Genomic DNA, 20,800 nt, shown 5'->3' with positions numbered 1-20,800 from the left:
TTATGCCTCCAGTGCCTTCATCACTTCAGCGGTCGTCTCCTCGATGGAGGGGCAGAAGGGGATCACGGCCAGCTTGCCGCGCTCACGGTAGAACGCCACCAGCGGCTCGGTCTGCTCGTGGTAAGCCTTCAGGCGATCCAGAACGGTAGCGGGCTGGTCGTCCTTGCGGATGACGGTCTTGCCGCCGCACAGGTCGCACACGCCCTCGACCTTGCTCTTCTTGTTGATGATGTGGTAGCTTGCGCCGCACTTCTCGCAGACGCGGCGGCCGCTCATCCGCTCCACGATGACATCGTCCGCCACAGACAGCTCCAGCACCTTGTCGATGCGGATGCCCATGGTCTCGATGGCCTCGGCCTGAGCGATGGTGCGGGGCACGCCGTCCAGGATGAAACCGTTGGCGCAGTCGTCCTGTGCCAGGCGTTCCTTCAGGATGCCGATGATGACCTCATCGGGCACCAGAGCGCCAGCGTCCATGAAGCTCTTTGCCTTCAGGCCCATCTCGGTGCCTTCCTTGACAGCAGCGCGCAGGATGTTGCCGGTGCTGATGGAGGGGATGTTCAGCTTTGCGCAGATGATCTCGGCCTGGGTGCCTTTGCCCGCGCCGGGTGCGCCTAACAGAATCAGATTCATAGGTATTCTTCCTTTCCTCTATCAAAGGAGCCTTTTTTGATGTTTGAAGGAACTAACGCCCCTTCAAAGCAAAAAAGCACTGAAAAGTACGAGCATGCTCCCCTTTCCAGTGCTTTCTCACATCAGTGCTTTTGTTTTAGATCAGCCAAGGAAACCCTTGTGGTTGCGCATCGTCATAAAGCTGTCAAGGCTGCGGGTGGTATCAAGTGCCACACCAACCACGATCAGCAGGCTGGTACCGCCCAGCTGGATGCTCATACCGGTCAGGTTGCCCAGAATGATCGGCAGTACAGCCACCGCAGCCAGGAAGATGGCACCCATGAGGGTGATCTTATTCAGGGTGCGGGTCAGGAAATCGCTGGTCGGCTTGCCGGGACGGAAGCCGGGGATCGAGCCGTTGTTGCGGCGCAGATTGTTGGCGATCTCAACGGGGTTGTACTGGATGGCCACATAGAAGTAGTTGAAGGCCAGGATCAGCAGCAGGTAGATCACGATATAGAGCAGCGACGTGTAGTTGAAGGTATGGAAGAAAGCATACCAGAACGGATGTGCTGCCTGATCGATCTGCAGGAAGCTGCCGATGGTGCCGGGGATCGAAACCATCGCGGAAGCGAAGATGATGGGCATCACGCCGCTCATGTTCAGCTTCAGGGGCAGGTAGCTGTTCTGCCCGCCCATCTGCTTGCGGCCCACCACACGCTTGGCATACTGGATGGTGATGCGGCGCTCAGCGTTGGTCATAACAACGATGAACACGATCACCACCAGTGCCAGCACCAGCAGCAGGGGCAGCAGGATATAGAACCGGGTCTCGCCTGCAGCGGCGCGGGTCAACAGACCCGTGACGGTGGTGTAGACACCGGACCAGTTGGAAACGATCGAGGAGAAGATCAACAGAGAGATACCGTTGCCGATACCCTTGTCGTCGATCTGCTCACCACACCAGGTGATCAGCTGCGCACCTGCGGTAAAGGTGGCAATGATGACAACGGCGGTAAAGATACCGGCCGCGCCGCTGGTGTACTTCAGTGCGCCCATATTGCGGATCACGAAGTAGTAGCCGAGGCTCATCACCAGAGCGATGACACCGCCGACATACCGGGTGATCTGCTGCATCTTCTGCTGGCCGTCGGCTTCCTTCGCCATGTTTTCCAGGGCGGGGATCGCAACGGTGAGCAGCTGCACAATGATGGAAGCGTTGATATAAGGCGTCACACCTAACGCGAAGAGTGTGCACCGGGACAGGGCACCACCGCTCATCATATCGAGATACGAGAGCATATTGCCGTTGGAGAACATCTGGTTCAGTGCAGAACCGGTGATGAACGGAACGGGGATGGCGCTGCCCAGACGATACACCACGAGGATCGCCAGCGTGAACAGGAGACGATTTTTAAGCTCGGGAATCTTCCATGCGTTACGGAATGTCTGGAACACCTTACATCACCTCAGCCTTTCCGCCTGCCTTCTCGATTTTCTCTTTGGCAGAAGCGGAATAGGCTGCGGCCTTGACGGTCAGAGCCTTGGTCAGCTCGCCGTTGCCCAGGACCTTAACACCGTCCAGAGTCTTCTTGACCAGACCCTTTGCCTTCAGAGCCTCGGTGTCAACGACATCGCCAGCGTTGAAAGCTGCTTCCAGGTCAGCCACGTTAACAATGGCGTACTGGGTAGCAAAGATGTTGTTAAAGCCAACCTTCGGCAGGCGGCGTGCCAGAGGCATCTGGCCGCCCTCGAAACCAGCGTGCTTCACGCCGGAACGGGCCTTCTGGCCCTTGCTGCCGAAACCGGCAGTCTTGCCATTGCCGGAGCCAATGCCGCGGCCCTTGCGGGTCACAGCCTTGTTTGCACCGGGAATAGCGTGCAGTTCATGAAGTTTCATTATGCGTATACCCCCTGCTATTAGGCTTCGGTGACGCTGAGCATAAAGCCGATCTTTGCGATCTTGCCCTGCGTAGCGGCATTGTCAGGCTGAACGGTAACGTCGCCCGGCTTCTTCAGGCCCAGGGCCTCAGCGGTAGCGATCTGCTTAGCGCCGCGGCCGATCAGGCTCTTCTTCAGCTCGATCTTGAGCATCTTATCTGCCATGGTTTGTTACCTCCTTAACCCAGAATTTCACTCACGGTCTTGCCGCGCTTCTCAGCGACGGACTCCGCGCTGACCAGGCCGCACAGACCTGCGAAGGTAGCAGAAACAACGTTGATGGGGTTGTTGGAACGCATAGACTTCGCACGGACGTCCTTGATGCCAGCAGCCTCAATGACGGCACGCACAGGGCCGCCGGCGATCATACCGGTACCGGGTGCAGCCGGCTTGAGCAGAACGGCACCTGCGCCGTACTTGCCGACGATCTCGTGGGGGATGGTGGTGCCCTTCAGGGCAACCTTGTGCATGTTCTTCTTTGCAGCAGCCTCGCCCTTGCGGATTGCCTCAGGCACTTCGCCAGACTTGCCGATGCCATAACCGATGGTGCCCTTGCCGTCGCCCACGACAACCAGAGCGGCAAACTTCATGATGCGGCCGCCCTTGACAGTCTTGGAAACGCGGTTGATGGAGACAACCTTGGTGATCATGCCGTCGTCTTCACGGTTTCTCATAGCCATAATGTGTTTCCTCCTCTCATTACAGCTTCAGGCCGCCCTCACGGGCGCCATCAGCCAGGGCCTTAACACGGCCATGATAAACGTAGCCACCACGGTCGAACACGACCTCGGTGATGCCCTTTTCCAGAGCCTTTGCTGCGACCTTCTTACCGATCTCAGCTGCGGCCTCGACGTTGCCGCCGAAACCATTGAAGTCCTTGTCCATAGTGGATGCAGACACCAGGGTCACGCCCTGCTCATCATCGATGATCTGAGCGTAAATGTGCTTGGCGGAGCGGAAAACATCCAGACGGGGACGTGCTGCGGTGCCGCTGATCTTGTTACGAACGCGGCGATGACGACGAAGACGAGCTTCGTTCTTGTCGATCTGCTTAACCATTGTCTTTCACTCCTTACCTTATTTCTTGCCCTTGCCGGCCTTGCCTTCTTTGTGCTTGACAACCTCGCCTGCGTAGCGGATGCCCTTGCCCTTGTAGGGTTCGGGCGGCTTCTTGGCGCGGATCTCGGCGGCGTACTGGCCCACCTTCTGCTTGTCAATACCGGTAACAGAGAAGTGGTTGGGGTCCTGCCACACGATGGTGCAGTCCTCGGTATCGGGGACATTCACCTGGTGGGAGAAGCCCAGGTTCATAACAAGGTTGGAGCCCTGCTTCTGGCAGCGCAGGCCAACGCCCACGATCTCCAGCTTCTTCTCGTAGCCGTTCACAACACCGTTGACCATGTTAGCGATGTTGGTACGGGTCAGGCCGTGCAGGCTGCGGGCCTTGGGATCGTCATTGGGGCGGGTAACCAGAACTTCATTGCCCTCGACCTTAACGGTCATCAGGGGGTGGAAGTTGGAATTCAGGCTGCCCTTGGGGCCCTTGACAGCGACAGTGTGTGCTGCTTCATCAACAGTAACAGTGACGCCGGCAGGAATGACGATGGGTTTTCTTCCAATTCTCGACATTGTCTTTTACCCCTTTCTTACCACACAAAGGCCAGGACCTCGCCGCCAACGTGCGCAGCACGAGCAGCCTTATCGGTCATGATGCCCTTAGAGGTGGAAATGATTGCGGTGCCCAGGCCCTTCATGACCTTCGGCATATCCTCGCAGTTGGTGTAGATGCGCAGGCCGGGCTTGGACACGCGGCGCAGGCCAGAGATAACGGGCTCGCCGTTAGCCTGGTACTTCAGGGTGACAACGATGGTGCCCTGAACGGTGTCGTTCTTCACCTGCATGCCCTTGATGTAGCCCTCGTCAACCAGAATCTGGCAGATAGCCTTCTTCATGTTGGAAGCGGGGATCTCCACAGAAGGGTGTTTGGCAGTGCTAGCGTTGCGGATGCGAGTCAGCAGGTCCGCGATAGGATCAGTAATCTGCATGTGCCACTAACCTCCTTAGATTAGCTCTCATTTGTTTTATAATGATACCGCCCCGAAACATGCTTGCCCCGGGGCGGATATCCGACATTCTATCCAGCCCTCTGGCTTGATTACCAGGAAGCCTTCTTCACGCCCGGGATCTCGCCCTTGTAGGCCAGCTCACGGAAGCACACACGGCACACGCCGTACTTGCGCAGCACGGAGTGGGGGCGGCCGCAGATGCGGCAGCGGGTGTATGCACGGGTAGAGAACTTAGCAGGACGAGACTGCTTCAGCTTCATAGACAGTTTAGCCATTGTACCAATCTCCTCCTTAGTTATTCTCGGTAGCGAACGGAGCGCCCAGAGCCTTCAGCAGCTCCTTGCCCTCTTCGTCGGTCTTAGCGGTGGTAACAAAGCAGACATCCATGCCGCGGACTGCATCGACCTTATCAAAGTCAATCTCGGGGAAGATGATCTGCTCCTTGATGCCGCATGCAAAGTTGCCGCGGCCGTCAAAGCCGTTGCCGTTGATGCCGCGGAAGTCGCGGACACGGGGCAGAGCGACGTTGAAGAAACGATCGACAAACTCGTACATACGCTCACCACGCAGGGTGACCTTGCAGCCGATGGGAGTGCCCTGGCGCAGCTTGAAGTTAGCAACGCTCTTCTTGGCACGGCAGACGACTGCCTTCTGGCCAGTGATCTGGCCCAGATCCTTCATAACAGCTTCCAGGATCTTCTCGTTGTCCTTGGCTTCGCCGCAGGCAACATTGATGACGACCTTGTCCAGCTTGGGGATCTGCATAACGCTCTTGTAACCGAACTTAGAGTTCAGAGCAGGAGCAATTTCATTGACATACTGTTCTTTCAAACGAGCCATTGTTCCTTACTCCTTTCCTTACAGCTCAGCGCCGCACTTCTTGCAGACGCGGACCATCTTACCGTCCTTCTCGACGTGGCCCACGCGCACGGCCTTGCCGCACTTGGGGCAGATGGGCATGACCTTGGATGCGTACATAGCACCCTCAGCCTTCACGATGCCGCCCTGCTCGCCCTGACGACGAGGCTTGACGTGCTTGGTAACCATGTTCTGGCCCTCAACGATGACCTTGTTCTCAGAGGGGCTGACCTGCAGGACCTTACCAGTGTGGCCCTTGTCCTTGCCGCTGATGATCATAACGTTGTCGCCGGTTTTAACATGAAGATTATTCATTTTTAAAACCTCCTTACAGCGATTCCGGAGCCAGGCTCAGGATCTTGGTGTAGCCGGCATCACGCAGCTCGCGAGCAACAGGTCCAAAGATACGAGTACCCTTGGGGTTCTTGTCGGCCATAACGATAACGGCGGCGTTCTCATCAAAACGGATGTAGGAACCGTCGTCGCGGCGCACGCCATGCTTGCTGCGCACGATGACAGCCTTGACGACGTCGCCCTTCTTAACGGAGCCGCCGGGGGCTGCCTTCTTGACAGAGCAGACCACGACGTCACCAATGTTTGCGTATCTCTTGCGGGTGCCGCCCAGCACACGGAAGCACATCAGCTCCTTGGCACCGGTGTTGTCGGCAACTTTGAGATAAGTTTGCATCTGAACCATTTCAGATATCTCCTTTCAAACTGTTCAAAGCAGCGGGCAAAGATTACTTTGCCTTCTCAACGATACGGACCAGGCGCCAGCGCACATCCTTGCTCAGGGGGCGGCACTCCATGATCTCAACACGGTCACCGATACCGCACTCGTTCTGCTCGTCACGAGCCTTGAACTTCACGGTACGCTTCAGGATCTTCTTGTACAGGGGGTGCTGCACGCTATCCTTAACGGCAACCACGATGGTCTTATCCATCTTGTCGGACACGACAACGCCGACGCGGGTCTTTCTCAGATTACGTTCTTCCATCGTTTAACCTCCTTACTGCTTCTCAGCCAGAACGGTCATCACGCGGGCGATGTCCTTCTTGACTGCGTCGATGCGGCCGGGGTTCTCCAGCTGGTTGATGGCATGCTGGAAGCGCAGGTTAAACAGCTCAGCCTTCAGGTCGACCAGCTTGCTGGTCAGCTCTGCGGTCTGCATTTCGCGGAGTTCATTAGCCTTCATTGGTGCCATCCTCCTTCACGGAGTCCTCACGGACTGCAAATTTGCACTTGATGGGCAGCTTGTGCATAGCCAGGCGCAGAGCCTCGCGAGCAGTTGCCTCATCGACATCTGCCAGCTCGAACAGAACGCGGCCGGGCTTAACGACAGCAACCCAGTACTCGGGAGAGCCTTTACCGGAACCCATGCGGGTCTCAGCGGGCTTCTCAGTAACGGGCTTATCGGGGAAGATCTTGATCCACACCTTGCCGCCACGCTTGATGTAACGAGTCATGGCAACACGAGCAGCCTCGATCTGGGTGGAAGAGATCCATGCCGGCTCCAGAGCAACAAGGCCGTACTGGCCCTGGCACACCACGTTGCCGCGGGTAGCCTTGCCGGTCATGCGGCCGCGCTGAACGCGGCGGTACTTAACACGCTTAGGCAGTAACATTACTTGTTGCCTCCTTCCTTCTTCTGAGCGGTCTTAGCGCTCTTCAGGACCTCGCCCTTGTAGACCCACACCTTAACGCCGATGCGGCCGTAGGTGGTAGCAGCCTCAGCAAAGCCGTAGTCAATGTCGGCACGCAGGGTCTGCAGGGGGATGGTGCCCTCGTGATAGCTCTCAGTACGAGCGATATCAGCGCCGCCCAGACGGCCGGAGCACATAGCCTTGATGCCCTTAGCGGGAACGGTGGAACGATCGCGGGGGCTCATAGCATTGCGCATGCACTGCTTCATGGCACGGCGGAAGGTCACACGGTTCTCCAGCTGACGAGCGATGTCCTCAGCAACCAGCTGTGCGTTGGTGGAAGCGCTCTTGACCTCGATGACATTGACGATCACAGTCTTGCCATACTCCTTGGTCAGCTTGTTCTGCAGAGCAACGCGCTCCTCACCGCCCTTGCCGATGACCATGCCCGGCTTAGCGCAGTAGATGTTAACAGTCACGCGAGGAGCGGAAGTGGAAGGATCCACAGTACGCTCGATCTCGATCTTGGGGACACCAGCGTCCTTCAGCTGAGCCTTCAGCTCAGTGCGGATCTTGTGATCCTCGACGAGGTTATCGCTGAAATCCTTCTTGGAGGCAAACCAGCGGCTGTCCCAGTCTTTAATAACGCCGACACGAATGCCGTGCGGATTTACTTTCTGGCCCATTGTTTTCCCTCCTTACTCTTTCTCTTTCAGAACAACGGTCATGTGGCTGGTGCGCTTCAGGATGCGGTAGCCGCGGCCCTGTGCACGAGGCATCATGCGCTTCAGCGTGGGGCCGGGGCACACGTAGCACTCAGCAACGTACAGATTGTTCTTGTCCATATTAAAGTTGTTTTCCGCATTAGCGGCTGCAGACTTCACCAGCTTCAGAAGGGGCTCACAAGCGGCCTTCGGGGTGTACTGCAGGATTGCCAGCGCTTCGTCCAGGGGCTTGTTACGGATCAGGTCCATAACGATAGACACCTTACGGGGACTAATGCGGGCATAACGAAGAATTGCCCGAGCTTCCATGTTGTGTTCCTCCCTCTATTATTTAGAATTACCGGTGTGGCCCTTGAAGGTACGGGTGGGAACGAACTCACCCAGCTTGTGGCCAACCATGTCCTCAGTCACATACACAGGCACATGCTTGCGGCCGTCGTGAACGGCAAAGGTGTGACCAACGAATTCGGGGAAGATCGTGGAGGCGCGGCTCCAGGTCTTGATGACCTGCTTCTTGCCGGAAGCGTTCATTGCTTCAACGTGCTTCAGAAGAGCAGCCTGGACGAAAGGTCCTTTTTTAATGCTTCTACCCATTGTCTTAAACTCCTCTCTTACTTACCTGCACGCTTCACGATGAGCTTATCGGAGCGCTTATGATGCTTGCGAGTCTTGAGACCCAGAGCGGGCTTGCCCCAGGGAGTCATAGGACCGGAGTGACCAACAGGTGCGCGGCCCTCGCCACCGCCGTGGGGGTGGTCGCAGGGGTTCATAACGGTACCACGGCTGCCGGGACGAACGCCCATGTGGCGCTTACGGCCGGCCTTGCCCAGGTTGACGTTCTCGTGGTCGATGTTAGAAACCTGGCCCACAACTGCGGTGCAGTTCACGGCCACGTTGCGCATCTCACCGGAGGGCAGACGAACCAGAGCGTAGCCATTCTCCTTAGCCATCAGCTGAGCCATGTTGCCAGCGGAACGAACCAGCTGAGCGCCGCGGCCGGGATACAGCTCGATGTTGTGGATGATGGTACCAACGGGGATGTTCTCGAAGGGCAGGCAGTTGCCGGGCTTGATGTCGGCAGACTTGCTGCTGATGACCACATCGCCCACCTTCAGGCCATCGGGAGCAATGATGTAGCTCTTAACGCCATCGGTGTACTCGACCAGAGCGATGAATGCGCTGCGGTTCGGATCATACTCGAGAGTCTTGACGGTAGCGGGGATATCGGTCTTCTGACGCTTGAAGTCGATGACACGATACTTGGTGCGGTTGCCGCCGCCCTGGTGGCGGACGGTGATACGACCGGTGTTGTTGCGGCCGCTGTGCTTCTTCATGGGCTCCAGCAGGCTGCGCTCGGGAGCGACCTTGCTCAGGACGCTGTAATCCGTGACGGTCATGCCGCGGCGGCCCGGAGTAGTGGGGCCATACTTCTTGATAGCCATTGTGCTATTCTCCTTTGTTTATCTTATGAATTATTATCGGGGTCATATCCCCATAGAAGAACCCTCGGCGGGTTCGGTTTAGACCATGCTGTTGAAGAACTCGATTTCCTTGGAGTCCTTGGTCAGGGTCACGATTGCCTTCTTGGAAGCGGCAGTGTAACCAGCATGCATGCCCTGGCGGCGGAAGCGGCCACGCACGGAAATGGTGTTGACCTTAGCGACCTTAGCGCCGGGGAACAGGGTCTCGACAGCCTGAGCGATCTCGACCTTGGTGGCATCAGTAGCAACCTTGAAGGTGTACTTCTTATCAGCGATGCCAGCCATGGAGTTCTCGGTAATGACCGGCTTCAGGATGATATCATGTGCGGTTTTCATTAGCCAAGCACCTCCTCGAGCTTCTTAGCTGCGTCGACGCTGATGATCAGCTTGTCGGCGTTCAGCACATCGTAGGTGTTCACGCTGCCTGCAAAGGTGGTCTTGACACCGGCAATGTTGCCAGCGCTCTTGACGAACTTTGCATCGACGGTCTCGTTGACCAGCAGGTTCTTCTTGCCAGCGCCAACAGCGTTCAGCATTGCAACCACAGCCTTGGTCTTGTACTCGTCGCAGGTGAACTTATCAACAACGACCATGTTGCCATTGGCAGCCTTGTCAGACAGAACGCTCAGCAGAGCCAGGCGCTTGACCTTGTTGTTGATGTGGTAGTTGTAGCTGCGGGGCTTGGGGCCCAGAGCAACGCCGCCGTGAGTCCACTGGGGAGCACGGATGGAGCCCTGACGAGCGTGGCCGGTGCCCTTCTGACGCCAGGGCTTCTTGCCGCCGCCGGAAACTTCCATGCGGATCTTGGTGTTCTGGGTGCCCTGACGCTGGTTGGCCAGGAAGTTCACCACAGCAATGTGGACAGCCTTCTCGTTCGGGGTGATACCGAACACGGCGTCGGAAAGCTCGATCTCGCTAACGTGCTGACCGTTCATATCGACTACATTAAACTTTGCCATTGTAGCTTTCCTCCTTACGCCTTCACGCTGTTGGCCAGAGTGACGATGGTGCCCTTGGAGCCGGGAACCGCACCCTTGACAGCGATCAGATTGTTCTCGGTGTCAACCTTGACAACGGTCAGGTTCTGCACGGTGACCCGCACAAAGCCCATGTGACCGGGCAGGCGCTTGCCGGGGAACACACGAGAGGGGTTGGAAATAGCGCCCATAGAACCTGCATGACGAGCAACAGGGCCGGTGCCGTGGCTCTCACGCAGACGGTGCTGGCCAAAGCGCTTGATAACGCCCTGGTAGCCCTTGCCCTTGGAAACGCCTGCAACGTCAACCTTGTCGCCTGCTGCGAAGACATCAGCCTTCAGCACGTCGCCAACGTTCATTGCGGAAACATCTTCCAGACGGAACTCGCGCAGGGTCTTCTTGGGGGCAACGTTTGCCTTCTTGAAGTGACCTGCAGCTGCCTTGTTGACCTTCTTGGCGGAAACCTCGCCGAAGCCCAGCTGGACAGCCTGGTAACCATCGCTCTCGACGGTCTTCTTCTGCACCACGGTGCAGGGACCAGCCTCGATGACAGTTACGGGAATAACCTTGCCGCTCTCATCGAACAGCTGGGTCATACCGACTTTCTTGCCGATAATGCCTTTAACCATTTTCTTTTCCTCCTGTAAAGGTTATTGGTTGGCGGCGCACGTCACCGCCAACATGACCCCTCGGGAAACGAGGAGCATCGCTTGGATCAGCTGTTACAGCTTGATCTCGATGTCCACGCCAGCGGGGAGCTGGAGGCTCATCAGAGCCTCGACCGTCTTGTTGGACGGCTTCAGAATGTCGATCAGACGCTTATGAGTGCGGCTCTCGAACTGCTCGCGGCTATCCTTGTACTTGTGGGTAGCGCGCAGAACGGTAACGATCTCACGATCGGTGGGCAGGGGGATGGGGCCGGACACGCGGGCACCAGTGTGCTTTGCGGTCTCCACGATCTTCTCTGCTGCGGCATCGATCAGCTGAGCATCATAGCTCTGCAGACGGATTCTGATTTTCTCTTTGACTGCCATTGCTTACGCCTCCTGAAAAAATTGATTTTGCCCTAGGCGAGCCGATAAATTGCTCTACACAGTTCCGGGTGTTCCTCGATTTGGCACTAGAAAAACCGGTGAACCGCTTGGCAGTTCTCCCGGAAATATATTAGCAAATCAAATCCGAACATTGGTTCCGCCCGTTTCGCAGGTCACCCCGCCGAGGGAACGTATTCCATCGCTGTCAGTAATTTTTTCGCCCGGTTCTAAGATCGGACATACTCCGCGGAAATAACCCATCACGACTATTGCCGGATGACAACCTCCCGCATCTACGCATATCGCTGGCCTGCACGACTTGTATCGCACAAGCCCTTTGCAGCCGAGAGATATTTTATCACATCTGCGTGCATTTGGCAAGTGTTTTTTCAAAAAAATCGTATTTTTCTTTTTTATTTTCTCTGCACGGTCTTTTGGCGCATTTTTTGTGCATTTTGCATACCGCGTTCCACGTTTTTGCGTGGAAAACTCCCCTGCCTCTCAGGATGCACCGGAATGGGGCGCTTTATACAAAAAGACCCTCTCCGTCAGGGCCCGCAGGCTTTGACAAAGAGGGTCGATCTTTACTTTTTCTGTTTCAGCTGTTCTTCCAGCCCATCCCGGGGAGTGATGTAGACGGTGGTGTACACCTCATACAGAACCATGCCGGGCTTTGCGCCGTTGGCTTTCCAGATGTTCTTCACCTCGGTGGTGTCCACGGCCACCTTGGCACCGGTACCGGCCTTGTAGGCGCTGGAATAGATCACGGCCAGCTCGGCGGCCTCCTGCCGGGTGGTGTCCGGGATATCCTCGCCCCGGCTCATCACGACCACATGGCTGCCGGGAGCTTTTTGGACGTGGAACCAGAGATCCTTGCCCCGGGCGGTGTGGAGGGTCAGCTTGTCGTTCTGGGCGTTGTTGCGGCCCACAAGAATTTCAAAGCCATCGCTGGAGGTAAAGCGCAGGAAGTCGGCAGGCTTCTGGCGCTTGTCGCGCTGCTTGTAGTATTTCAGGTAGCCCTGACTCTTGAGCTCGGCCCGGATCTCGTTCAGTGCCGCCTCACCGGCGGCAGTCTCCACTTCGTAGAGCACCGTTTCCAGATAGGCGATCTCCTTTTCCCCCTCTGCCAGCAGGTCTACCAGCATCCGGGCGGCGGTCTGCTTCTTCTTGTAGTTCTTGAAGAAGTTCTGGGCGTTCTGGCTGGGGCTGAACCGCAGGTCCAGCGGGATGGTCACTTCCTTGCCCTCATCGTACCAGTTGGGCACGGTGATGCTCTTCATTCCCTTCTGGGCCATGTAGAGGTTGGCCGAGAGCAGCTCCCCGTAGAGCCGCAGCTTCTCGCTCTTGCCGCTGGCGGCCAGCTCCTCCTGCCGTGCGGCCTGCTTGCGGACCGCACGCTCGTACATATTGTGCACGGCCTTGTGCAGTTCCTTGCTCTTGGTGCGCAGGCGCTCGGCGCGGTCCTTCTCGGCATAGTAGCCCTCGAGCAGGGCGTTGAAGGACGGCCATTCCTTTATAATATAGGTATCGCCGTACTGCAGGGGCCGGAAGAAGGTGAACTCCACCGGCTTGCCGTCCGGGGCAGTCACGCTGCAGGGACAGCCGCCGTTGTGGTGGAGCTCCTTCAGCTCATCAATGGCGGCCATCAGCTTCCGCTTCTGCGCATCGTCCAGCTCGTTGGCCAGCAGGTGTTCCCCGTCGAAGGCGCGCCAGGCGGCTTCCCGGCAGACCACCGGGCCGACACCGGCCACGGTCTTGTTCAGGGCATCGGCCACAGGCAGATCCCGCTCACAGGCTGCCGCCACGATAGACGCGGCGCTCACCTGCAAAAAGTCGGGGCGGGCCGGTTTGGGCGGGATGGTGTAGGGCAGGCCCGGCAGCAGCTGCCGGACATCGCTGTCCTCAAAATCCACCCGCTTGAGGGCATCAATGATTTTGCCGTTCTGCACCAGCACCAGATTGGAGTAGCGGCCCATCAGCTCGGCGCAGAGGATGTTCTGCACCAGATCCCCCATCTCGTTGGTGCACTGGAAGGTAAAGTACACGATGCGGTCACCCGGCTCCATCCGCACATCCAGCAGCCTGCCGCCGGTCAGATGCTTGCGCATCAGCATACAGAAGGAGGGCGGTGTCTCGGGGTTCTCGAAGCTCTCTTCGGTCAGGCAGACCCGGGCCGAGCCGCTGCGTGCCGAGAGCAGCAACGCATAGGTCTCGGTGCGGGTGCGCAGAGTCAGCACCAGTTCATCGCGGGTAGGTTCAAATATTTTTGCGATCTTCGCATCGGTCAGGGTCTGTTTCAGCTCCCCAGCCGTCAGCGCCAGCGTCGCGGCATCAAGTGCCATCTTATAATCACCTGTTTCTCTGATAGAATCTCTTATTCGTTTACGCAAAACGCTCCGGTTTTGCCAAGGGCTCCCCTACTAGGCAACGACGACGACCGCCGCCAGTGGCGGATGAAGGGAGGAGTTGTTGGGGCCGCGGCCAGCAGGACACGAGTGCAATCCTTTGCACGAAGTGGATGCTGGGAGCCGCAACCCGTATGCTGGCGCAAAGCGCCTGAGAGGTTTAATCCGTCTCCTTTATATATAAGTAAACGGATCTCTGTTCTCTCCGCTCACCCGCACCTCCAGCTCCGGGAACGCAGTGCGCAGGCGGTCAGCGATGGCGGCACACACCGGGAACTCGGTGGCGTAGTGCCCCGCCGCCACCAGCGACAGCCCCAGACGCACGGCATCCATGGCCGCGTGGTGGTTGGCCTCGCCGGTCAGCAGACAGTCCGCCCCCACGGCAAGGGCATCCTCGAACATGCTTCCGCCCGCGCCGCTGATGACCGCCAGCCGCCTTACGGTCCTGCCGGTATCTGCAAACTTGACCTGCACCGCAGGGCCGCTCCGGGGCCGGTTGCACCGCCCGCCCAGCACAGCCTGCGCCTTGCGGGCCAGCTCCGGCACCGTGATGGGGTCAACCTCGCCCACCCGGCCGCAGCCATCGGCAAACACTTCCCAGTCCCGCATCCCGAAGATGCCCGCCAGTACCTCGTTCACGCCGCCCTCGGCGGCATCCAGATTGGTGTGCATACAGATGGCAGAGATACCCTTTTGCACCAGCTGGAACGATACATCCCGGGGGGTCAGCTTTTTCAGCGGGCTGAAGATGACCGGGTGGTGGGACACGATGAGCTCGCAGCCCCCGGCCGCAGCTTCCTCCACCACCTCGGGGGTGATGTCCAGCGTTACCAGCACCCGGGACACCTTACGGCCGCAGTCCACCAGCAGGCCGGGGTTATCCCAGCTCTCTGCCAGTTCCAGCGGCGCATAGCGCTGCATCTCAGCGTAAATATCATTGGTTGTAGCCATAAAGCTGTACCTCCAATTTCAGCAGCCTCACCCTCTCCGTCATTGCTGCGCAATGCCACCTCTCCCGAAGGGCGAGGTTTTGACAATCCCCACAAAGTTTCCGGTTTTGTCAAGGGCTCCCCCTTTGGGGGAGCTGGCGAGCGTCAGCGAGTCTGAGAGGGCGAGCCATCTAACAATTTATCGATCTCCTCTGCCAGCTCCGTCCCATCCGGCACGCCCAGCCGGAAACGGGGGAGCTTGGCCTTCTGCCAGGCGGCATATCCTGCCCCCTCGGGCCATTCGGCTGTTCTGCCGAACAGGCACTCGGTAAAGGTGGGGGTGCGCACCTCGCCGGTGTATTCAGCGGCCATCACGGCGTACCAGCGGCCCGCCGCCTGCACGGGGCGGTCTGCCGCCAGCGCAAAGCCGTGTTCCCACAGCCAGCGGCGCAGCTCGCTGTGGCGGGTGGCCGGCACCATCACCAGCCGGGGCCCGCCGACCTGCGACACCCACGGGGCCTGTTCGATGATTTCCCAGGTGGTCTGTGCCGAAACGCCCGCCAGCACAATGGTTCCCACCTCGCCTGCAGACAACACAGAAAGACCGTCGCCGAGCCGAAGCTCAACGCGGTCTTTGCATCCTGCATGTTCCAGCGTCTGTTCTGCCTTTGCCAGCGGGCCGGGGCGCAGATCGGCCCCGATGACCCGGGGGTATTTCCCCGAGGCCGCCAACACCGCTGTCAGCTTGCCGTGGTCACAGCCGATGTCGGCCACCGGCTTGCCCGGCAGCACCAGCTCGGCGGCGGCGGTCAGACGCGCATCCAGTGTGGGGAGCACTCAGGCCTTCTTGGAAGCCAGATGGGCGTTCAGCTTCTCCAGCAGCTCGTCGCAGTCCACACCGTGGACCTCACAGGCCTCGGCAATGGTCTCCCCGCGGGAAGCGGGGCAGCCCAGGCAGTGCATACCGATCTCCATGAAATAGGGAGCGGTGGTCTGATCCATATCCAGAATATCGCCGATGATGGTCTCGCGGGTCACCTGCATCGTCTTGTTCTCCTCGTTCTTCTTGAGCATATTAAAAATATCAAACATGATGGGATTCCTTTCTGTTGTGGGTGTTTTCGTGGTCAAACAGACCATTCATATATACTATACCCTATTACTAGGTATTTTTGCAAGACTTCTTACAAATTTTAAGCCTCATCTTTGTACAACCTCTCAGTCGAGCTTACGCTCGCCAGCTCCCCTGGCAGGGGAGCCTCTGGCGAAACCGGAAACTTTGCGTGGAATGCCAAGGCCTCCCCTCGTTAGGGGAGGTGGCATTGCGAAGCAATGACGGAGAGGTTTTGCGTCCTCCTTTTATACAAAAAGCCCCCGCCATCTTGCGACAGCGGGGGCCAAGCTTCAGATTTTAAAATCAGCGCTTAGTTCTGCTTCATACGAGCGAAGCAGTCGGAGCAGTAGACCGGACGGTCCTCACGGGGCTGGAAGGGAACCTTGCAAGCCTTGCCGCAAGCTGCGCAGACAGCATCGAACATCTGGCGCTCACCGCTGTTGCTGCGTGCGCCGCCGTTCTTGCGAGCGTCACGGCAGGGCTTGCAGCGCTGGGGCTGGTTCTCAAAGCCGCGAGATGCGTAGAACTCCTGCTCACCAGCAGTCCAAACAAACTCCTTGCCGCAGTCTTTGCAAACTAAAGTCTTGTCTTCGAACATAGTAGTATCTCCTCTTTGTTTAGTTCTTGCCCGCGGAAGGATTGTAACCATACCTTTGGTTTTTAGGGACCATCGCGCTGATCGTAAGCTACCAGGGGCTTGAATGATAGAACATCCTCTGGTTGAGGACTTCTCTATTGTACCGTTCTTTTTTTGATTTGTCAACCAAAAAACAAACCTTCGGCTTCATTTTTGTGCATTCGGCCCAATTAGACAGGGTTTGCGCCCCGGAAAACAGCAAAAGGGAACGCGCCCCATCCAGAAGCGCGTTCCCCTTTTTATTGCATTGTAAAAACCGCGTAAAATACGAACGGCTTACTTCTCGACAACTTCCTTGGTGTCGCGGGCGATCATCAGCTCCTCATCGGTAGCAATGACCAGCGTGCGGACCTTTGCGCCCCAGGCAGTGATCTCGCAGACATCGCCCTGGATATGCTTGTTCTTGTCGGTATCGATGCGGATTCCCAGCCAATCCATGTGGTGGCAGATCTTTGCACGGGCAGCAGCATCATGCTCGCCGATGCCGCCGGTAAAGACGATGGCATCCACGCCGCCCATGGCGGCAATGTAGCTGCCGATGGTCTTCTTGATCTGGTAGTTCAGCATGTCAGAAGCCAGCTGTGCGCGCTTGTTGCCTGCAGCAGCTGCCTCCTCCACATCGCGCTTGTCGCTGGAGACACCGGAGATGCCCAGCAGGCCGGACTTCTTGTTCAGGATCTCGTCCAGCTCGTGGCCGGTGATGTTCAGGGTGTACTTCAGGTAGTTGACTACAGAGGGGTCCAGGTCACCGCAGCGGGTGCCCATCATCAGGCCTGCCAGCGGGGTCATGCCCATGGAGGTATCCACGACCTTGCCCTGGTCCACAGCAGCAATGGAAGAACCGTTGCCAAGGTGGCAGGTGATCAGCTTCAGGCGCTCAATGGGCTCCTCCAGGTACTCAGCAGCCTTGTATGCAACATACTTGTGGCTGGTGCCGTGGAAGCCGTAACGGCGGACACCGTACTTCTCATAGTACTCGTAGGGGATGGCGTACATATAAGCCTTCGGGGGCATGGTGCTGTGGAAAGCGGTATCGAACACAGCGACCATGGGGATGTTGCCGAACACCTTGCGTGCAGCCTCAATGCCCAGAATGCCTGCGGGGTTGTGCAGGGGGGCCAGGGGGCTCAGCTCCCGGAGGGTATTGATGACTTCATCGGTGATCAGGCAGCTGGCCTTGAACTTCTCGCCGCCGTGGACAACGCGGTGGCCGATGGCGTTGATCTCGCTGACATCGTTGATGCACTTGCCCTCGCCGGTGGTCATCTTCTTCACGACCTCAGCAAAAGCCTCGGTGTGGGTGGGGAAGATCGCCGGGGTGGTGGCCTTGTGGCCGTTGGCCTCGTGGGTGATCATGCTGCTTTCCATGCCAATGCGCTCGCACAGGCCCTTGCACAGCACCTTCTCGCCGTCCATATCGATCAGCTGATACTTCAGGGAAGAAGAGCCGCAGTTAATAACCAGAACTTTCATCTTCTTGTGCCTCCATATTCTTTTCGGTTCGCAGATGCGGACAGAATTTTACAGATTCCTAGAAATATTATATAATAGGTTCCAAGGGTTTTCAAGCCGCAACCGGGCAAAGGGTTCCACAAAGTATCCATGCTTTTTTGTACACCCTGCCCACAAATGGAAAGAGACACAGGTTATTTCTGTATGAACGATATAAATTTCACAATGTATAAGCTTGCCGGGATCATTGCCGAATACGATCCCTTCCACAACGGCCACGCCTGGCAGCTGCAGCAGGCAAAGGCACTGGGTGCTCAGCGGGTGGCGGTGGCCATGAGCTGCGGGCTGACCCAGCGGGGCGCGCTGCCCCTGCTGCCCGAAAGCGTGCGGGTGCAGGCCGCGCTGACCTGCGGGGCCGACCTCGTGTTCGCCCTGCCCGCTCCTTATGCCTGTTCCGGGGCGGAATGCTTTGCCCGGGCCGGGGTGCAGCTGCTGGCCGCCGCCGGGTGCGACGCTCTGGTGTTCGGAGCCGAGACCCCGGATGCGGCGCTTCTGATGGAAGCCGCCCGGGTGCTCTCCGGCGCGGAATACCGCACCGCCCTCAAGGCCCGGCTTGCTGCCGGGGCCCGCAGCTTTGCGGCAGCCCGGCAGGCAGCAGTGGAAGCAGTCTGCCCGGGCACCGGCCTTGCCGCCCTGCTGGACAAGCCCAACAACAATCTGGCCGTGGAATACTGCAAGGCTATTCTGGAGCTGGGGGCTTCTCTGGTGCCGATCCCCCTGCCCCGGCAGGGTGCCGGTCACGGGCAGGCCCTGACCGAAACAGGGGGGCAGTTTGCCAGTGCCAGCGCCCTGCGCACGCTCTGGCAGAACGGCGGAGCTAATGCCGCTGCCCCCTATGTTCCGGCGGAAGTCCTGCCGCTCTACCGGGAAGCCTTTGCCGCCGGGCAGTACACCGATCTTGCGGCCGCCCAGCGCTGTCAGCTGGCGCTTCTGCGCAGCCGGTGCACAGGAACCGCGCCGTTTGCCCAGGTGCGGGGCATTTCGGAAGGTCTGGAGCACCGGCTGGAAGCCGCCGTGCGTTCCAGCACCACCCATGCGGAGCTGCTGGATAGCCTGACCACCGTGCGCTATCCACGGGCACGGATGCGCCGCCTGGCCATGGATGCCGCTCTGGACTATTCTGCCGATGCCTTCCCCGCCCTGCCGCCCTATCTCCACCTGCTGGGGGCGCAGAAGGATGCCCTTCCCTTCCTGAAGGCTGCCGCACTGCCGGTGTCCCACTCCCTTGCACGGCTGGCCGAGCAGAACACCCCCTGCCGGGCGGTGGTGGATGCTCAGCTGCGGGCCTGTGATTTTGGCGCGCTGTGTCGTAAAAAGCCGGAGCCGATGGGGGGCGCACTTCGTCAAAAAATTATCTTTTTGACGAAATAGCAAAATTTTCTCCTGAAATTTTTACATTTCCACACTTGTATCCCGGCAGCGGTTCGGTGTATCATAATGACAGTATTGGATACAACGAAGCGTCCCCAGCCTGTGGGACAAGAGGAGGAACTCCATGGCATTACACGTTCTGGACGAAGCCAACCGCTGCCTCGGCTGCAAAAAGCCGATGTGCCAGCAGGGCTGTCCCATCCACACCAACATCCCCGAGGTCATCCGTCTGCTCAAGGCAAACGAGCTGGATGCCGCAGGCCGGATGCTGTTTGAGAACAACCCCCTGACCACGGTCTGCTCTCTGGTCTGCAACCACGAGAACCAGTGTGAGGGCCACTGCATCCGCAACCGGATGCCCAGCCACGATCCTGTCCACTTTTCCATCATCGAGGACTATATCTCCACCACCTATGCCAACAAGATGACCAAGGGCCCCGCCCCCAAGAACGGCATGAAGGCCGCTGTGGTGGGTGCAGGCCCTGCCGGCCTGACCATTGCCGTGCTGCTGGCGCGCTGGGGCTATGATATCACCATTTTTGATGCCCGGGATAAGATCGGCGGCGTGATGCGGTACGGCATCCCCAACTACCGCCTGCCCGACAGCGTGCTGGACGATTTCCAGTACCGCCACCTTGAGCTCAAGGGCATCCATGTCCGGCCCAACACCACCATCGGCAAGACCATCACCATCGACGACCTGTTCCGCGACGGCTACAAGAGCGTGTTCATCGGTGCCGGTCTGTGGAAGGCCAACGCCATGCACATCAAGGGTGAGGCTCTGGGCAACGTGGCCTTCGGCATCGACTATCTGGCCAACTCCAAGGCCTTCCGGCTGGGGGATGACATCGCCGTGATCGGCGTGGGCAACTCGGCCATGGACTGCGCCCGCACCGCCATCCGCAACGGTGCCCGCCATGTCACCTGCTATGCCCGCCGGGACGAGAGCTGCATCAGCGCCTCTGCGTACGAGGTCAGCTATGCCAAGCTCGAGGGCGTGGGCTTCCGCTTCTGCAAGGCCCCGGTGGAGATCCGGGAAAACGGCCTGATCTGCCGCGACACGGTCAAGAACGAAGAGGGCAAGTTCGTGCAGGTGGAGGGCAGCGAGACCTTCTACCCCCACACCGGTGTCATCGTCTCGGTGAGCCAGGGCTCGGAGAGCAACCTCGTCAAGACCACCACCGGCATCGAGACCAACCAGAAGGGCCTGCTGACCGTCAGCGAGGACGGCAGCACCACCCGCGAGGGCGTGTTTGCCGGCGGCGATGCCGTCATGGGTGCCCGTACCGTGGTCGAGGCCGTGGCCATTGCCAAGCAGGTGGCCGAATCCATGGACAAGTACATGAAGAGCCTGCCTGCAGATACGACCCCCGATCCCTACGCCGACATCCCCACCTTCCAGACCCCCACCTCAGACGTTCTGGGCAAACAGGAAGTCAAATAATGCTTTTCCCGCCCGGCTGGTCTGTCCCGCCGGGCGTTTTATTTCTCATC

General features: G+C 58.5%; 31 protein-coding genes. 2 read left to right on the top strand and 29 right to left on the bottom strand.

The window, feature by feature from the left end:
* The 29 genes from J3351_RS09145 to J3351_RS09005 all read right to left on the bottom strand — a co-directional run bounded on the left by J3351_RS09145 (position 1) and on the right by J3351_RS09005 (position 17,896).
* Positions 1–633, bottom strand: coding sequence for an adenylate kinase (locus J3351_RS09145; RefSeq protein ID WP_005934900.1), 633 nt, complete (start codon positions 631–633; stop codon positions 1–3).
* A gap of 141 nt (positions 634–774) precedes the next feature.
* On the bottom strand, positions 775–2,070 hold the full coding sequence (gene secY, locus J3351_RS09140) for a preprotein translocase subunit SecY (protein ID WP_097771299.1): 1,296 nt from the start codon (positions 2,068–2,070) through the stop codon (positions 775–777).
* A 1-nt stretch (position 2,071) separates the two neighbouring features.
* Positions 2,072–2,512 (bottom strand): 50S ribosomal protein L15, encoded by a 441-nt coding sequence (gene rplO / locus J3351_RS09135; protein WP_005934902.1) that lies wholly within the window; start codon positions 2,510–2,512, stop codon positions 2,072–2,074.
* A gap of 20 nt (positions 2,513–2,532) precedes the next feature.
* The gene (gene rpmD / locus J3351_RS09130; protein WP_005934904.1) at positions 2,533–2,718 is read right to left on the bottom strand and encodes a 50S ribosomal protein L30; all 186 of its coding nucleotides are present in this window, start codon (positions 2,716–2,718) and stop codon (positions 2,533–2,535) included.
* Positions 2,719–2,732: 14 nt separating this feature from the next.
* Complete coding sequence (gene rpsE / locus J3351_RS09125; RefSeq protein ID WP_005934905.1) at positions 2,733–3,233, bottom strand: 30S ribosomal protein S5; 501 nt, start codon at positions 3,231–3,233, stop codon at positions 2,733–2,735.
* Positions 3,234–3,252: 19 nt separating this feature from the next.
* A complete protein-coding gene (rplR, locus tag J3351_RS09120) occupies positions 3,253–3,612 on the bottom strand; it encodes a 50S ribosomal protein L18 (protein ID WP_005934906.1) in 360 nt (119 codons plus the stop codon).
* Positions 3,613–3,630: 18 nt separating this feature from the next.
* Positions 3,631–4,182 (bottom strand): 50S ribosomal protein L6, encoded by a 552-nt coding sequence (gene rplF, locus J3351_RS09115; protein WP_097771301.1) that lies wholly within the window; start codon positions 4,180–4,182, stop codon positions 3,631–3,633.
* A gap of 17 nt (positions 4,183–4,199) precedes the next feature.
* Positions 4,200–4,598 carry a 30S ribosomal protein S8 gene (gene rpsH, locus J3351_RS09110; RefSeq protein ID WP_097773249.1) on the bottom strand — a complete coding sequence of 133 codons (399 nt, stop codon included), beginning with the start codon at positions 4,596–4,598 and terminating at the stop codon, positions 4,200–4,202.
* Between the two features lie 110 nt (positions 4,599–4,708).
* Positions 4,709–4,894, bottom strand: a complete 186-nt coding sequence (locus tag J3351_RS09105) for a type Z 30S ribosomal protein S14 (RefSeq protein ID WP_005921866.1) — start codon at positions 4,892–4,894, stop codon at positions 4,709–4,711.
* Between the two features lie 16 nt (positions 4,895–4,910).
* On the bottom strand, positions 4,911–5,459 hold the full coding sequence (gene rplE / locus J3351_RS09100) for a 50S ribosomal protein L5 (protein ID WP_005934909.1): 549 nt from the start codon (positions 5,457–5,459) through the stop codon (positions 4,911–4,913).
* Positions 5,460–5,477: 18 nt separating this feature from the next.
* Positions 5,478–5,792: a 50S ribosomal protein L24 gene (gene rplX / locus J3351_RS09095; RefSeq protein ID WP_005934911.1), complete on the bottom strand. Its 315-nt coding sequence runs from the start codon at positions 5,790–5,792 to the stop codon at positions 5,478–5,480.
* A 13-nt stretch (positions 5,793–5,805) separates the two neighbouring features.
* On the bottom strand, positions 5,806–6,174 hold the full coding sequence (rplN, locus tag J3351_RS09090; RefSeq protein ID WP_005921875.1) for a 50S ribosomal protein L14: 369 nt from the start codon (positions 6,172–6,174) through the stop codon (positions 5,806–5,808).
* Positions 6,175–6,217: 43 nt separating this feature from the next.
* Positions 6,218–6,475 (bottom strand): 30S ribosomal protein S17, encoded by a 258-nt coding sequence (rpsQ, locus tag J3351_RS09085; RefSeq protein ID WP_005921877.1) that lies wholly within the window; start codon positions 6,473–6,475, stop codon positions 6,218–6,220.
* 12 nt (positions 6,476–6,487) lie between these two features.
* On the bottom strand, positions 6,488–6,673 hold the full coding sequence (gene rpmC / locus J3351_RS09080) for a 50S ribosomal protein L29 (protein ID WP_005934912.1): 186 nt from the start codon (positions 6,671–6,673) through the stop codon (positions 6,488–6,490).
* A complete protein-coding gene (rplP, locus tag J3351_RS09075; protein ID WP_005934913.1) occupies positions 6,663–7,103 on the bottom strand; it encodes a 50S ribosomal protein L16 in 441 nt (146 codons plus the stop codon). Before rplP ends, rpmC begins: the two co-directional genes overlap by 11 nt.
* Entirely contained in the window at positions 7,103–7,807 is a 705-nt protein-coding gene (rpsC, locus tag J3351_RS09070; RefSeq protein WP_005934914.1) for a 30S ribosomal protein S3, read from the bottom strand. Before rpsC ends, rplP begins: the two co-directional genes overlap by 1 nt.
* A gap of 12 nt (positions 7,808–7,819) precedes the next feature.
* Entirely contained in the window at positions 7,820–8,155 is a 336-nt protein-coding gene (rplV, locus tag J3351_RS09065) for a 50S ribosomal protein L22 (protein WP_005921882.1), read from the bottom strand.
* 18 nt (positions 8,156–8,173) lie between these two features.
* Positions 8,174–8,440 (bottom strand): 30S ribosomal protein S19, encoded by a 267-nt coding sequence (gene rpsS / locus J3351_RS09060; protein ID WP_005934915.1) that lies wholly within the window; start codon positions 8,438–8,440, stop codon positions 8,174–8,176.
* A gap of 17 nt (positions 8,441–8,457) precedes the next feature.
* Positions 8,458–9,288 carry a 50S ribosomal protein L2 gene (rplB, locus tag J3351_RS09055; RefSeq protein ID WP_005934917.1) on the bottom strand — a complete coding sequence of 277 codons (831 nt, stop codon included), beginning with the start codon at positions 9,286–9,288 and terminating at the stop codon, positions 8,458–8,460.
* A 78-nt stretch (positions 9,289–9,366) separates the two neighbouring features.
* Positions 9,367–9,663 (bottom strand): 50S ribosomal protein L23, encoded by a 297-nt coding sequence (gene rplW / locus J3351_RS09050; RefSeq protein ID WP_005934919.1) that lies wholly within the window; start codon positions 9,661–9,663, stop codon positions 9,367–9,369.
* Positions 9,663–10,286: a 50S ribosomal protein L4 gene (rplD, locus tag J3351_RS09045; protein ID WP_005934920.1), complete on the bottom strand. Its 624-nt coding sequence runs from the start codon at positions 10,284–10,286 to the stop codon at positions 9,663–9,665. The genes rplW and rplD overlap by 1 nt, the downstream gene beginning before the upstream one ends.
* A gap of 14 nt (positions 10,287–10,300) precedes the next feature.
* On the bottom strand, positions 10,301–10,933 hold the full coding sequence (gene rplC / locus J3351_RS09040; protein ID WP_005934921.1) for a 50S ribosomal protein L3: 633 nt from the start codon (positions 10,931–10,933) through the stop codon (positions 10,301–10,303).
* Between the two features lie 93 nt (positions 10,934–11,026).
* Positions 11,027–11,338 (bottom strand): 30S ribosomal protein S10, encoded by a 312-nt coding sequence (rpsJ, locus tag J3351_RS09035; RefSeq protein WP_005934923.1) that lies wholly within the window; start codon positions 11,336–11,338, stop codon positions 11,027–11,029.
* A gap of 584 nt (positions 11,339–11,922) precedes the next feature.
* Positions 11,923–13,680 carry an NFACT family protein gene (locus tag J3351_RS09030; RefSeq protein ID WP_117535949.1) on the bottom strand — a complete coding sequence of 586 codons (1,758 nt, stop codon included), beginning with the start codon at positions 13,678–13,680 and terminating at the stop codon, positions 11,923–11,925.
* A 237-nt stretch (positions 13,681–13,917) separates the two neighbouring features.
* The gene (locus J3351_RS09025; RefSeq protein ID WP_207697577.1) at positions 13,918–14,694 is read right to left on the bottom strand and encodes a Nif3-like dinuclear metal center hexameric protein; all 777 of its coding nucleotides are present in this window, start codon (positions 14,692–14,694) and stop codon (positions 13,918–13,920) included.
* A gap of 143 nt (positions 14,695–14,837) precedes the next feature.
* On the bottom strand, positions 14,838–15,509 hold the full coding sequence (locus J3351_RS09020; protein ID WP_097773246.1) for a class I SAM-dependent methyltransferase: 672 nt from the start codon (positions 15,507–15,509) through the stop codon (positions 14,838–14,840).
* Positions 15,510–15,764: a DUF1858 domain-containing protein gene (locus J3351_RS09015; protein WP_005934504.1), complete on the bottom strand. Its 255-nt coding sequence runs from the start codon at positions 15,762–15,764 to the stop codon at positions 15,510–15,512.
* Between the two features lie 332 nt (positions 15,765–16,096).
* Positions 16,097–16,384 carry a zinc-ribbon domain containing protein gene (locus tag J3351_RS09010; protein WP_005921120.1) on the bottom strand — a complete coding sequence of 96 codons (288 nt, stop codon included), beginning with the start codon at positions 16,382–16,384 and terminating at the stop codon, positions 16,097–16,099.
* Between the two features lie 315 nt (positions 16,385–16,699).
* Positions 16,700–17,896 carry an acetate/propionate family kinase gene (locus tag J3351_RS09005; protein WP_005934505.1) on the bottom strand — a complete coding sequence of 399 codons (1,197 nt, stop codon included), beginning with the start codon at positions 17,894–17,896 and terminating at the stop codon, positions 16,700–16,702.
* 183 nt (positions 17,897–18,079) lie between these two features.
* Between J3351_RS09005 and J3351_RS09000 the strand changes: the two genes are divergently transcribed.
* Together J3351_RS09000 and J3351_RS08995 are read left to right on the top strand one after the other, a co-directional pair.
* Positions 18,080–19,306, top strand: coding sequence for a nucleotidyltransferase family protein (locus J3351_RS09000; protein ID WP_227622262.1), 1,227 nt, complete (start codon positions 18,080–18,082; stop codon positions 19,304–19,306).
* A 124-nt stretch (positions 19,307–19,430) separates the two neighbouring features.
* Positions 19,431–20,750 carry an NAD(P)-dependent oxidoreductase gene (locus J3351_RS08995; RefSeq protein ID WP_005934508.1) on the top strand — a complete coding sequence of 440 codons (1,320 nt, stop codon included), beginning with the start codon at positions 19,431–19,433 and terminating at the stop codon, positions 20,748–20,750.
* Positions 20,751–20,800 lie beyond the last annotated feature (50 nt).

The sequence above is a fragment of the Faecalibacterium sp. Marseille-Q0746 genome, from assembly GCF_017377595.1.
Classification (GTDB): domain Bacteria; phylum Bacillota; class Clostridia; order Oscillospirales; family Ruminococcaceae; genus Faecalibacterium; species Faecalibacterium duncaniae.
Note: the sequence above shows the minus strand (reverse complement) of the source record. Positions and strands in the feature narration are given on the sequence as shown.

Bases quoted from the DNA above. Each gene is read 5' to 3' on its own strand.
- J3351_RS09145 (WP_005934900.1), bottom strand. From the start codon at position 633: ATGAATCTGATTCTGTTAGGCGCACCCGGCGCGGGCAAAGGCACCCAG.
- rplO (WP_005934902.1), bottom strand. From the start codon at position 2,512: ATGAAACTTCATGAACTGCACGCTATTCCCGGTGCAAACAAGGCTGTG.
- rpmD (WP_005934904.1), bottom strand. From the start codon at position 2,718: ATGGCAGATAAGATGCTCAAGATCGAGCTGAAGAAGAGCCTGATCGGC.
- rpsE (WP_005934905.1), bottom strand. From the start codon at position 3,233: ATGGCTATGAGAAACCGTGAAGACGACGGCATGATCACCAAGGTTGTC.
- rplR (WP_005934906.1), bottom strand. From the start codon at position 3,612: ATGGTTAAGCAGATCGACAAGAACGAAGCTCGTCTTCGTCGTCATCGC.
- rplF (WP_097771301.1), bottom strand. From the start codon at position 4,182: ATGTCGAGAATTGGAAGAAAACCCATCGTCATTCCTGCCGGCGTCACT.
- rpsH (WP_097773249.1), bottom strand. From the start codon at position 4,598: ATGCAGATTACTGATCCTATCGCGGACCTGCTGACTCGCATCCGCAAC.
- J3351_RS09105 (WP_005921866.1), bottom strand. From the start codon at position 4,894: ATGGCTAAACTGTCTATGAAGCTGAAGCAGTCTCGTCCTGCTAAGTTC.
- rplE (WP_005934909.1), bottom strand. From the start codon at position 5,459: ATGGCTCGTTTGAAAGAACAGTATGTCAATGAAATTGCTCCTGCTCTG.
- rplX (WP_005934911.1), bottom strand. From the start codon at position 5,792: ATGAATAATCTTCATGTTAAAACCGGCGACAACGTTATGATCATCAGC.
- rplN (WP_005921875.1), bottom strand. From the start codon at position 6,174: ATGGTTCAGATGCAAACTTATCTCAAAGTTGCCGACAACACCGGTGCC.
- rpsQ (WP_005921877.1), bottom strand. From the start codon at position 6,475: ATGGAAGAACGTAATCTGAGAAAGACCCGCGTCGGCGTTGTCGTGTCC.
- rpmC (WP_005934912.1), bottom strand. From the start codon at position 6,673: ATGAAGGCTAATGAACTCCGCGAAATGCAGACCGCAGAGCTGACCAGC.
- rplP (WP_005934913.1), bottom strand. From the start codon at position 7,103: ATGTTACTGCCTAAGCGTGTTAAGTACCGCCGCGTTCAGCGCGGCCGC.
- rpsC (WP_005934914.1), bottom strand. From the start codon at position 7,807: ATGGGCCAGAAAGTAAATCCGCACGGCATTCGTGTCGGCGTTATTAAA.
- rplV (WP_005921882.1), bottom strand. From the start codon at position 8,155: ATGGAAGCTCGGGCAATTCTTCGTTATGCCCGCATTAGTCCCCGTAAG.
- rpsS (WP_005934915.1), bottom strand. From the start codon at position 8,440: ATGGGTAGAAGCATTAAAAAAGGACCTTTCGTCCAGGCTGCTCTTCTG.
- rplB (WP_005934917.1), bottom strand. From the start codon at position 9,288: ATGGCTATCAAGAAGTATGGCCCCACTACTCCGGGCCGCCGCGGCATG.
- rplW (WP_005934919.1), bottom strand. From the start codon at position 9,663: ATGAAAACCGCACATGATATCATCCTGAAGCCGGTCATTACCGAGAAC.
- rplD (WP_005934920.1), bottom strand. From the start codon at position 10,286: ATGGCAAAGTTTAATGTAGTCGATATGAACGGTCAGCACGTTAGCGAG.
- rplC (WP_005934921.1), bottom strand. From the start codon at position 10,933: ATGGTTAAAGGCATTATCGGCAAGAAAGTCGGTATGACCCAGCTGTTC.
- rpsJ (WP_005934923.1), bottom strand. From the start codon at position 11,338: ATGGCAGTCAAAGAGAAAATCAGAATCCGTCTGCAGAGCTATGATGCT.
- J3351_RS09030 (WP_117535949.1), bottom strand. From the start codon at position 13,680: ATGGCACTTGATGCCGCGACGCTGGCGCTGACGGCTGGGGAGCTGAAA.
- J3351_RS09025 (WP_207697577.1), bottom strand. From the start codon at position 14,694: ATGGCTACAACCAATGATATTTACGCTGAGATGCAGCGCTATGCGCCG.
- J3351_RS09015 (WP_005934504.1), bottom strand. From the start codon at position 15,764: ATGTTTGATATTTTTAATATGCTCAAGAAGAACGAGGAGAACAAGACG.
- J3351_RS09010 (WP_005921120.1), bottom strand. From the start codon at position 16,384: ATGTTCGAAGACAAGACTTTAGTTTGCAAAGACTGCGGCAAGGAGTTT.
- J3351_RS09005 (WP_005934505.1), bottom strand. From the start codon at position 17,896: ATGAAAGTTCTGGTTATTAACTGCGGCTCTTCTTCCCTGAAGTATCAG.
- J3351_RS09000 (WP_227622262.1), top strand. From the start codon at position 18,080: ATGAACGATATAAATTTCACAATGTATAAGCTTGCCGGGATCATTGCC.
- J3351_RS08995 (WP_005934508.1), top strand. From the start codon at position 19,431: ATGGCATTACACGTTCTGGACGAAGCCAACCGCTGCCTCGGCTGCAAA.